Annotated in this window: 9 protein-coding genes and 1 pseudogene; all 10 read left to right on the forward strand. The window is 38.9% G+C overall.

All coding sequences use genetic code 11. The annotated features are described in order from the left end of the window. Positions 1–6: 6 nt before the first annotated feature. The 10 genes and pseudogenes from OM33_RS09855 (at position 7) to OM33_RS09900 (ending at position 11951) form a co-directional block, all read left to right on the forward strand. Positions 7–1023: a LacI family DNA-binding transcriptional regulator gene (locus tag OM33_RS09855; protein WP_038641286.1), complete on the forward strand. Its 1017-nt coding sequence runs from the start codon at positions 7–9 to the stop codon at positions 1021–1023. Between the two features lie 418 nt (positions 1024–1441). Beyond that, positions 1442–3304 carry a phosphogluconate dehydratase gene (gene edd / locus OM33_RS09860; RefSeq protein ID WP_038643235.1) on the forward strand — a complete coding sequence of 621 codons (1863 nt, stop codon included), beginning with the start codon at positions 1442–1444 and terminating at the stop codon, positions 3302–3304. Between the two features lie 12 nt (positions 3305–3316). Next, positions 3317–3946 (forward strand): bifunctional 4-hydroxy-2-oxoglutarate aldolase/2-dehydro-3-deoxy-phosphogluconate aldolase, encoded by a 630-nt coding sequence (locus tag OM33_RS09865; RefSeq protein WP_038641287.1) that lies wholly within the window; start codon positions 3317–3319, stop codon positions 3944–3946. Between the two features lies 1 nt (position 3947). Continuing rightward, on the forward strand, positions 3948–4952 hold the full coding sequence (gap, locus tag OM33_RS09870; protein WP_038641289.1) for a type I glyceraldehyde-3-phosphate dehydrogenase: 1005 nt from the start codon (positions 3948–3950) through the stop codon (positions 4950–4952). A gap of 226 nt (positions 4953–5178) precedes the next feature. After that, positions 5179–5874: a transglutaminase-like cysteine peptidase gene (locus OM33_RS09875; RefSeq protein ID WP_038641291.1), complete on the forward strand. Its 696-nt coding sequence runs from the start codon at positions 5179–5181 to the stop codon at positions 5872–5874. Next, positions 5858–7849: a bifunctional diguanylate cyclase/phosphodiesterase gene (locus OM33_RS09880; RefSeq protein WP_038641293.1), complete on the forward strand. Its 1992-nt coding sequence runs from the start codon at positions 5858–5860 to the stop codon at positions 7847–7849. Before OM33_RS09875 ends, OM33_RS09880 begins: the two co-directional genes overlap by 17 nt. Before the next feature lie 47 nt (positions 7850–7896). Continuing rightward, positions 7897–8367 (forward strand): hypothetical protein, encoded by a 471-nt coding sequence (locus tag OM33_RS22050; RefSeq protein WP_052140966.1) that lies wholly within the window; start codon positions 7897–7899, stop codon positions 8365–8367. 119 nt (positions 8368–8486) lie between these two features. Continuing rightward, positions 8487–9482: pseudogene (galE, locus tag OM33_RS09890) on the forward strand (UDP-glucose 4-epimerase GalE). 300 nt (positions 9483–9782) lie between these two features. After that, on the forward strand, positions 9783–10700 hold the full coding sequence (galU, locus tag OM33_RS09895; protein ID WP_038641295.1) for a UTP--glucose-1-phosphate uridylyltransferase GalU: 918 nt from the start codon (positions 9783–9785) through the stop codon (positions 10698–10700). 84 nt (positions 10701–10784) lie between these two features. Beyond that, positions 10785–11951 (forward strand): nucleotide sugar dehydrogenase, encoded by a 1167-nt coding sequence (locus OM33_RS09900; protein WP_038641297.1) that lies wholly within the window; start codon positions 10785–10787, stop codon positions 11949–11951. Positions 11952–12036 lie beyond the last annotated feature (85 nt).

The following is a 12036-nucleotide window of genomic DNA, read 5'->3' on the forward strand; positions in this document are numbered from 1 at the left end:
ACCTATATGGAAAAAGTGACGATTAATAGTGTGGCTAAACATGCAGGGGTATCGAAGAAAACGGTATCACGTGTGTTAAATAATGAGCCGAATGTTTCTGATGCAACGCGAGAAAAAGTACAACAAGCGTTTAAAGAGCTAAATTATCGTCCCAACCCGATTGCTCGTGGCTTGGCTCATAACCGCAGCTTTATTATTGGCTGTTTATATGACAATCCATCTAAAAGTTACATTACACGCGTACAATCTGGTGCACTTGAAGCTTGCCAAGATCGAAATTACAACTTATTGATCCACCCTTGTGAACTGCGTGGTGAACCGCTAATCGATAATATTGAAACGTTGGTAAGTACTTCACGCTTAGATGGTATTGTTTTAACGCCACCGTTTTCAGATAACAAAGAGTTAGTCGATTATTTGAAAACGCGCAACATACCATATGCACGTGTTGCACCTGTCACGTTAGAAGATGAATCAATTTCAATTAAAAGTAATGATACGCAGGCGGCGTACGAAATTACCAATTTACTGTTATCACTTGGTCATAAAGAAATTGCGTTTATCAAAGGTCACCCAGATCACAGTGCAACCGAAGCACGTTTTGATGGCTATGTAAAAGCGCTGGGCGAGCAGGGCATTGCGGTTAAAAGTGAGTTTGTTGCCGAGGGTAACTTCAGTTATCACTCTGGTGAAGACAGCGCAAGGCAAATTCTTGAATCTACCACAAGACCAAGCGCGGTTTTTGCATCAAATGATTACATGGCTGCAGCGGTGTTAAAAGTTGCATCGCAAATGTCGCTGAAAGTACCCGAAGAACTGTCGATAGCAGGGTTTGATAACGCACCAATTGCACGCCATATATGGCCTGGCCTTACTACCATTGCACAACCTGTTGAAGATATGACATTTCGCGCAGTGACTTTGCTGATTGATAAAATCAATGCGCCAGAAAGCGATGATATTGAAGAAGTGTTTGCTGGTAAACTAATTGAACGAGAATCTACCGCTCAGCTTATCAATTAAACTAAACCCTCAGATTTAATCTCCTCTTATATAAAACACGCAGTAAATGTGCTGCGTGTTTATACATCAATTACGGTCATTTTTAGGTGCTTGTTGCGCTAGAACAATGACTAACATTGGTACTCATTTTGTTTTCTTTAATTCTTGTTTTTGTCATTCAATTGTCATCTCAAAGCGTTTTGCTAGAAAAACCTCAGCAAAATTGAGCAAATTTCAAGAAAAGCACTAAAATTAATGTTGACACCGGTGTCATGGATCGGTTTTAATATTGTGACACCGGTGTCATGGAGTGGTTGTGAGAGACACTCGATACCGGACCTTTGAACGGGTAGACAAAGACGCTCGGTACTTAGACTAGTAGGAGTCTCTAATTTAAGTACTGAGCCTTTTTCCCAAATCTTTATGAATGAGTGCGAAAATGCTACATCCAAGAATCCAAGAAGTAACCGAAAGAATTATTGAACGCAGCAAAGCAACACGTCAGGCGTATATTGCGCGCATGGATGCAGCTAAATCAAAGGAGCGCGTTCGCGCTGGTTTAGGTTGCGGTAACCTTGCACACGTCATGGCCGCTTGTTCAAGTTCAGAAAAAGCACTACTAACTAAAGACGAACAACCTAATCTTGGTATTATCAATTCATACAACGACATGCTTTCAGCGCATGTGCCTTACAAAGAATACCCAGATCTAATCAAAAAGGTTGCAACCAAATTTAATGCTACTGCACAAGTTGCCGGTGGCGTACCTGCTATGTGTGATGGTGTGACGCAAGGCCGTGATGGCATGGAGCTTTCACTTTTTTCCCGTGATGTGATTGCAATGTCTACGGCTGTTTCACTGTCGCACGATGTTTTTGACGGCGTTTTTTGCCTTGGTCTGTGTGACAAAATTGTCCCAGGTCTGGTAATTGGTTCACTATCTTTTGGCCATTTACCTATTTTCTTCTTACCTGCAGGGCCTATGCCTTCAGGTATTCCAAATAAAGAAAAAGCACGTATTCGCCAAAAGTTTGCACAAGGCTTAGTTGGTCGAGATGAATTGCTTGCTGCAGAAAGTGCGTCATACCACAGTGCAGGTACCTGTACTTTCTACGGTACCGCGAATTCAAACCAAATGTTGATGGAAATTATGGGCTTACATTTACCTGGTAGCTCATTTGTAAATCCATACACAGAATTACGTGATGGTTTAACAGTAAATGCGGTTGAACTAATGCTTAACCAATTGATTAGTACAAAAGATGCTAATCCAATTGGTGAAATTGTAAGTGAAAAAACCATTGTTAATGGCTTAGTGGGCTTATTAGCAACAGGTGGTTCAACCAACCACGCGATCCATTTAGTTGCGATGGCAAAAGCAGCAGGTGTTGAAATCACTTGGAAAGACATGTCGGATATTTCTGAAGTAGTACCACTTCTTGCACGTGTTTATCCAAATGGTTCTGCCGATGTTAACCATTTCCACGCGGCAGGTGGTTTACCGTTCCTAGTGAAAGAATTATTAAAAGGTGGTTTCTTACACGAAGATGTGAAAACCATTGTTGGTAATAGCCTAAATGACTACACCAAAGAGCCTGTTATTGACACGTCAGTAATCGCAACGGACAACCAAATTGCAGCGAAAATTAAATGGCAAGATTGCCCTGAAACTTCGCACGACGAAGACGTGCTTCGTCCAATTGAAAACCCATTTAACCCTCAAGGTGGCTTACAGCTACTAACAGGTAACTTAGGTCATGCAGTAATTAAAGTGTCTGCAGTACAAGAGCAGCACCAAGTAGTTACCGCACCTGCAAAAGTATTTAACTCGCAAGCAGCCCTGCAAGATGCGTTTGCTCGCGGCGAATTAGAAACCGATTTTATTGCGGTAATTAAAGAGCAGGGTCCTAAAGCTAAAGGCATGCCTGAGCTTCATAAGCTAACGCCAATTATGGCTACTCTGCAAGATAAAGGCTTTAAAGTTGCGATAGTAACCGACGGTCGTATGTCAGGTGCATCAGGTAAAGTGCCTGCAGCAATTCACCTTGCGCCAGAAGCGGTAGAAGGTGGCTTTATTGCCAAAATCCGTGAAGGCGATGTAGTGACCTTAGATGCGCCAAATGGTGTGTTAAAAGTACATGTTGAAGATAACGAATTTGCACAACGTGAAATTGAAATTAGTGAACAAGTGCAAACCTATGGCACTGGCCGTGAGTTGTTTGAAGGCATTCGTCAAACAGTGTCTAGTGCAGACTTAGGTGCCAGCGCTTTTGGCTTAATCTACCCAAATACAAACCGCTAACAGGAAGTAATAATGAGTATTGAGAACATTCTTCAAGCAGCACCAGTTGTACCGGTTGTTGTAATTAATGACCTTGAAGATGCAGTGCCACTGGCGACTGCACTTTATAACGGTGGTTTACGTGCGCTAGAAATTACTTTACGCACACCTGTTGCGGTAGAAGCAATAAAACAAATTAAACAAGCATTACCAGACGCATACGTAGGTACCGGCACGGTAATTGATAAAGCAACATTTAACGCATCACTTGAAGCGGGCGCAGATTTTATGGTGAGCCCAGGGGTTAACGACGAACTGTTAGCACTTGCAAGCGAAACGGATGTGCCGTTTTTACCGGGCGCTGCAACACCAAGTGAAGTAATGCAGTTAGCAGCAAAAGGCTTTAAGTTTTTGAAGTTTTTCCCAGCAGAAGCTGCCGGTGGCGTGCCGATGTTGAAATCAATTTTTGGTCCACTACCACAAGTTAAGTTTTGCCCAACGGGCGGTGTAAGCTTAAACAGTGCGCCGAACTACTTAGCCTTACCAAATGTGGTATGCGTTGGTGGTACATGGATGTTAGATAAAGAACTAATCGCAAATAAAGACTGGCAAGCAATCGAAGAATTAGCGCGCCAAGCAAGTGAAGTGAATAAGGGTGAATAAGATGATCAGAGTAGCAATCAACGGTTATGGCCGTATTGGACGCAATGTGTTACGTGCTCTTTACGAGTCAAATCGTGAACAAGAAATTAAAATTGTTGCAATTAACGACCTAGCACCAGCTAACGTAAATGCACACCTAACGCAGTACGACTCAGTACACGGTACATTTGGCAAAAAAGTAACGCTTGCTGAGAGTACGCTAATCATCGACAACGATGAAATTGCCCTTGTACAAGAACGCGACCCTGCGAATTTACCTTGGGCTGACCTAGCGGTTGATATTGTACTTGAATGTACTGGTTTATTTACTTCGCGTGATGCAGCAGCAAAACACATTGAAGCAGGTGCTAAACGTGTAATCGTTTCAGCGCCAGGTACTGATATGGATGCAACTGTTGTTCACGGTGTTAACTCTGACGTGTTAAATGCAGACAGCATTATTATTTCAAACGCTTCGTGTACTACTAACTGCTTAGCACCAGTTGCAAAAGCGCTTAATGACACGATTGGTATTGAACAAGGTAGCATGACAACGATTCATGCATACACCAATGACCAAAACTTATCAGATGTGTACCACAGCGACCTATACCGTGCGCGTAGTGCTACACAAAGCATGATCCCAACTAAAACCGGCGCAGCGAAAGCGGTAGGTTTGGTATTACCTGAACTTGCAGGCAAACTAGACGGTATGGCTGTGCGTGTACCAACAATTAACGTATCACTGGTTGATTTAACATTTGTTGCAAAGCGCGACACAACTGCTGAAGAAGTGAATGCAGCAGTTAAGGCGGCAGCAGAAGGTGCAATGGCAGAAGTACTTGAGTACAACGAAGCGCCACTTGTATCAATTGATTTTAACCACAACCCAGCATCGTCTGTATTTGATGCAACACAAACTAAGGTTGATGGTAAGTTAGTTAAAGTGATGGCTTGGTATGATAATGAATGGGGTTTCTCAAACCGTATGCTTGACCAAGTTACAGCATTAGGTAAATTCTTATAATTTACACTTAATTAAAAAACAGCTGCTTGTGCAGCTGTTTTTGTTTGTACCGCGCTTATTTCAGTCTATTTCTTTTCTAAATTAACCAACCCTTTGCCGATAACCTAACAGAAACTTAAACACGCTTTAAACTAAAATATATTTAATATTGCGGTAACAAGAGTAAGGTGACTCAAATGCTAAAATTAGTTACTATTCGCACGTTAAAGATAACAAGGAGTTGTGAGTGCGATTTGCCGTTTCACTGCTAATATTCGTTTCGTTTGCTGTGGTAGCTGTTAAATATATTGAACAGCTAAATTTTGGCGACTTAATGAATCGTGTAGAAGAGGTTTATGGTAAACGCGCGGTTACACGCACACAAGACTGGTTAGCCTTTTTAAAAGACCATGACGATAGTTCGGAATGGCAAAAAATTAATAAAGTGAACCACTTCTTTAATAAGCACATTGAATACAAAACGGATGAAGCGCTCTGGGGCAAAAAAGATTATTGGGCTAACCCAATAGAAACCCTAGGCAGAGGTATGGGGGATTGTGAAGATTATGCTATTGCAAAGTACTTTAGTTTAATTTCACTCGGCGTACCGGAAGACAAAATTCGCTTAATGTATGTTCGACAACTCACAGTAAATGAGCCGCATATGGTGCTAATTTACTTTGAAAGCCCAGGAGATGTGCCGTTTGTTCTCGATAATTTTAATCACAAAGTTTTAGCGGCAACGAAAAGGCGCGATTTAAAACCAATTTACAGTTTTAACGGCCAAGGATTGTGGCTTGCAAAAGCAAAAGGTTTAGGTAAAAAAGTTAAAAATAGCAGAGGCGTGTCTGCTTGGAACAAAATGCTAGAACGCATTGAACAGGGAGAGTTAAATACATTGGAAACAAATCTATCAGAGGCAAGTTATGCAAAGCTTAATTAACAAGGGAATGAGCCTTAAAGTTCAAATTTATGGCCTGCTATTTTTACTAGCGACGGTCACGTTTTTTGGTCGCTTATATGTGAATGTTGAAAGCACCAAAGAATATTTTCAAGAGCAAATGAGCAGCCATGCGCAAGATGCTGCAACCAGTTTAGGCCTCTCAATTTCTCCTTACATGGATGAAGAAAATATTGTGATTGCCGAAACCATGATGGCAGCAATTTTTGACTCAGGTTATTACAAAAGTATGCAATTAGTGTCACCTGATGGTGATGTTATGTTAGAGCGTAATAACCCGTCGGCCATTGAGGGCGTTCCTAACTGGTTTATTGAGTGGGTTGATTTACAAGCGCCGACACAAACCAGTGAAGTGAGTAGTGGCTGGCAAATTGCCGGAACACTCTATGTAACAAGCCACCCTGGTGTGTCGTATTTTAAAATTTGGAAATTCACAAAACGTGCTGCTATTGGCTCGTTTTTACTTATTTTAGTGTGTTATCTCTTAGCGTATTTTATTTTAAAAGCGATATTTAAACCATTAAATAGCTTAGAAAACCAAGCTAATGCGGTGTCACAAAAGCGCTTTGAGCAAAACTCAAATGTACCGTTTACATCAGAGTTAAGAGTGGTGACTGCGGCGATGAATAAAATGGTGGCGAATTTACAAAAAAACTTCGATGCCATGACCAAGCAAACAGAAAAGCTCACTAAAGAAGTATTAGTTGATGACTTAACAGAGCTTGGCAACCGACGTGCATTTAGTAGTTACTTTGCTGCTAATAAAGCACAAATTCATAGTGATGATGTTCACAGTATGTGTTTGATCACCTTACCTTCACTACAACAACTTAATACTGAACAAGGTTATCAAGCCGGTGATGAATATGTAAGTGAAGTCACGGATATTCTTATCGATAAAACTAAAGAATACGATAGCAGTAAAATATTCAGAATTGCAGGTGGTTCACTAGCGATTATATTTGATTATGACAAAGCTTTTTTGAATGGGTTTTTAAACGAGCTAAATCATACCTTTAACCACAGAAACTCTAACCGGTACGATCACGGCTATGCCACGGTAAGCATTACTGAATTTAACCAACATGATGAATTAAAAGATGTATTGAGTAATCTTGATACAGCATCAACACTTGCGCAGCAGGGTGTGAAGGGTGCTGACAATGTTGACACCCGCTTTGGTTTAAACGAATGGCGTGCAATTATTAATAATATTATTGCATCGGGCGAGATTAATTTTAGCTTTCAGCCAGTTAAATTGAATGGTAACGACAAAGTCGGACTTTATTACGAAGTATTTTCGCGTTTTGTTCACAATAATGAGCAAGTAAACAATGCCCAGTTATTTGCGATGGCAGAGCGCTTAAACCTAACCATGGAACTTGATAAAAAACTCATCAGAAGTTTTATTGAGTTAAAAGAAACACATTATGATAAAACCTTTGCGCTTAACCTAAGCCGAGAAGCATTTTATTCAGAAGAATTTTTAAACTGGTTAAAAATGTACAGTGAAGTAAAAGCCACGCTTAAAAATAACCTTATTTTTGAAATAAAAGAGTCTGTATTACTTGATGATGTAACCGCAGCAGCAAATGCCATTGCCGAATTCAAATTAATTGGTATTGATACCTGTATTGAACATTTTGGTACTAGTCTAACCTCGTTTAAATATCTACAAGGTTTGGACGTTGAATACATTAAAATTGACGGCACCTACACCCAAGATCTGCTGATAAATAGACAAAATAACTTTTTTATTCAAACTATTAATAATATTTGCCACAGCCTAGGTATTAAAGTAATTACGTGTTTAATAGAAAACAAAGAGACACTTAGCTTGATCGAAGAATTAGGGTGCGATGGTGCACAAGGAAACTATATTCAAAAACCATTAAATATTTCACAAAAAACCGAAGAAAACGTGTTTACATTTCATACCAAAGGTTTAGAATTGTAAAAAAATTTATGCAACCTAGTTGCTGGGCTTTGTTAAAGGACGTTTTAATGAAAAAATTAACAACTGCTTCGTTATTAGCTTTAGGCTTAATTGCGAACACAAGTTTCTCTGTAAACGCAGAAGAAAGTGTGGATGTTACAACTCAAATACAAGAAGCTGCAGCTTCAGGTGATACAACAGCACTTGAATCATTGGTTGCGCAACTTGTAGAAGCCAATGCTTCTAACGAAGATGTGTTACAACAAATCGCTGATGCTGCAAATGCTGCTGGCATGAACTCAGATACATTTACATCTATCGCAGTTGCGAATGGTGTGGATGCAACGGTTGCAAGCAATGTAACAAATTCATTTACTGCTGCAGGTCCAGGTAATAGCCAGGGTGGTCAAAATGCTAATACTAACAATAATGGTGTTGGTAATGGTGTTGGCGGTGGTCGCACAGGTAACCGTGGTAACCAAGGTGGTAACGGCGGCGGCGGCGGCGGCGGCGGTATTTCTGAAACCAACGGTAATTAATTTTAAAAGCCCTCGTTTGAGGGCTTTTTACTTTTTAAGCTATTATATTTTAAGTTTATTGGTTAATTCAGACTTTTAAAATAATTTAATCTAGTTTCTTAAATAGCGAAAGGAATTATATGGCAATTTTAGTAACAGGTGGCGCAGGGTATATTGGCTCGCATACTGTTTTAGAATTACTCAATGAAGGTAATGAGGTAATTGTAATAGACAATTAATCTAATGCTTCGATTAATCGCGTTGAATCTATCACTGGGAAAAGTGTTTGTTTTTATGAAGGCTATATACTAGATACTGCGTCTTTAGAAAGTGTGTTTTCTTACAACAATATTGACAGCGTTGTTCATTTTACGAGTTTGAAATCTTTTGATAGTTCGGGTTAGAAGCCCGCACTCTATTATCAAAATATTGTAGAAGGCACGCTTAACTTACTAAGAGCAATGGAAAAGGCAAATGTTTATAAGTTAATGTTTAGTTCATCCGCTACTGTGTATGACGACCCTGAGTCGTTACCATTAACAGAAGCATCACCTGTTGGTAGTACAACTAATCCTTATGGTACTTCAAAATATATGGTGAGGTTATTTTGCAAGATGTTGCTAAATCAAATGAACAGTGGCGTTTTGCAATTTTAAAATATTTCAACCCTGTAGGTGCACATAGCTCGGGGTTAATTGTCGAAGATCCAAATGGCATTCCCAACAATTTATTACCTTATATATCGCAAGTCGCTGTAGGAAAACTGCCGTGTCTTGGGGTATTGGGTAATGATTACGAAACAACTTATGGAACAGGTGTTAGAGACTATATTAATGTTGTAGACTTAGCACTTGGTCATTTAAAAGCACTTAAAAAGTTATAAGGGAGTTATGGAGCTTTAGTTTATAATCTAGGCACAGGTAATGGCTATTCAGTGCTTGAAATGATCAATGCATTTGAAGCTGCATCTAACAAGCAGGTTAAGTTTGAAATAAAACCGTGTAGAAGTGACGATATTGCAGCATGTTATGCAAGTGTAGATAAATCATTTAACGAACTAGGCTGGAAAAGTGAACGTGGCCTCGAAGAAATGATGGCCGATACATGGGCGTTGGCAAAGCAATATCCCAAATTGATATCAGAGCTCTTAAAAGAATAAATAGTCTTCACAAATAAAATTAATCAAGGTCAGCTAAATGCTGGCTTTTTTTGTTCCTTTATTAATTAAAAATACTAAATAATAAGTAATAAAGTGTAATACAAGTTAAATAAAAGTTATTTAAAATATGTGGTTATACTAATAATGCATATTAACTTCATCCGAAGTACTAATAATTATTGATAAAATACTCTAAAAACGTATAATTACGCCTCAATTTTGTTAGCAGGGAAGCCATCAAAAGTCTTTACTGCTATTTTGAACTTAAGGAACGATTGTGAAAGTACAAAAAGCAGTTTTGCCAGTAGCTGGTTTAGGCACCAGAATGTTGCCCGCAACAAAAGCCATTCCTAAAGAAATGCTCCCGCTTGTTGATAAACCACTTATTCAATATGTGGTTAAAGAAGCTGTAGAAGCAGGCATTAAAGAAATTGTACTTGTTACACATTCTTCTAAAAATTCAATTGAAAACCATTTTGATACTAGCTTTGAACTTGAAGCAACGCTAGAAGCCCGTGTTAAGCGTAGCTTGCTTGAAGAAGTGCGTGCAATTGTGCCAAAAGACGTAACCATAATTTCAGTTCGTCAACCACAACCACTAGGTCTTGGCCACGCAGTGTTATGTGCAAAACCAATTGTTGGTAACGAACCATTTGCAGTTTTACTTCCTGACGTAATCATCGATGAATATGAAAGTGATTTAAAGCAAGACAACCTTGCACAAATGATTGCTCGTTTTGAAGAAAAAAACTCAAGCCAAATTATGGTTGAGCCTGTTCCATCTGAACAAGTTAATCAATATGGTGTTGTTGATATCTCAGATGTAACATTGCAGCAAGGCGACAGCGCTGTCATTTTTGATATGGTAGAAAAACCATCTATTGAAGAAGCGCCTTCTAATTTAGCTATTACAGGCCGCTACGTATTAAGCGCAAAAACTTGGGAGTTACTTGAATTTACTCCTCCAGGTGCTGGCGGCGAAATTCAATTAACTGATGCGTTACACAGCTTACGCAAGCTTGAAAGCCTTGAGGCCTATCACTTGAAAGGCAAGTCGCACGACTGTGGCTCTAAGCTTGGTTATTTAATGGCAAATGTTGAATACACATTACGCTGCGGCAAGTTGGGGACCGATTTTAAAAATGAATTAACTAACTTCTTAGTTAATGAAAATAAAAGCTTAAAAATCGCATAAAAAATATTGTCAGGCTAGTTATTAGTTAGCTTAACAAAGCTTATTAATCTGTATCTAATAAATTTATTCTTCGAGAATTTAAATATGAACATCACAATTGCTGGCACCGGTTATGTTGGCCTTTCAAACGCAATTTTATTAGCTCAACACAATAATGTGATTGCATTAGATTTAGTGCAAGAAAAGGTTGATTTAATAAATAACAAAAAGTCGCCTATTGTTGATGCAGAGATTGAAGAATACCTAGCAAACAAACAACTAAATTTAACAGCAACGACTGATAAACAATTAGCTTATAAAAATGCTGATTATGTTGTAATTGCAACACCAACAGACTACGACGAGATAACCAATAAATTTAATACTGCGTCGGTTGAAGCTGTAATTAAAGAAGTTAACGAAGTTAACCCTGCGGCAATTATGGTAATTAAATCGACAGTGCCAGTTGGGTTTACTAAACGCATTAAACAAAAATTATGTTCTAGCAACATTATTTTCTCGCCGGAATTTTTAAGAGAGGGTAAAGCCCTTTACGATAACTTGCACCCGTCACGCATTATCGTAGGTGAGAAATCTGAAAGAGCGCAGATCTTTGCTGAGCTGCTAGCGCAAGGCGCTTCAAAAGAAAATATTGAAATATTACTTACAGGCTCTAATGAGGCAGAAGCAGTAAAGCTATTTTCAAATACTTACCTTGCAATGCGCGTATCTTACTTTAACGAGCTAGACACTTATGCAGAAAGCCATGACCTAGATACAAAAGAAATAATAAATGGGGTAAGTTTAGATCCACGTATTGGTGCACACTACAATAACCCTTCATTTGGTTACGGTGGTTATTGCTTACCAAAAGACACAAAGCAACTTCGCGCTAATTTTGAAGATGTGCCAAACACGCTGATTAACTCGATTGTAGAGTCGAATACCGTACGTAAAGACCATATTGCCTTTTCAATTATCAATAAACATCCTAAGGTTGTGGGTATTCATCGCCTTATTATGAAAACCGGCTCGGATAATTTTAGGGCGTCTAGTATTCAAGGCATAATGAAGCGCATTAAAGCGAAGGGCATTGAAGTAGTTGTTTATGAACCTGTGCTTGAAGATGATTTGTTTTTTAATTCTAGTGTAATAAAAGATTTAGAAGAGTTTAAACAAATTTCAGATGTGATTGTTTCAAATAGATTGGAAAAGTGTCTACAAGACGTTTCAGATAAAGTTTATACACGAGACCTTTTTGGTAGCGATTAAGTTGATTGTTTTGCGTAACTTTGTAATCGACGATAGCTTATTCAATTTCATTTAAAAGTGTTCTTCTATTCAAATTAAGTAACAA

This window comes from Pseudoalteromonas piratica, assembly GCF_000788395.1.
GTDB lineage: Bacteria > Pseudomonadota > Gammaproteobacteria > Enterobacterales > Alteromonadaceae > Pseudoalteromonas > Pseudoalteromonas piratica.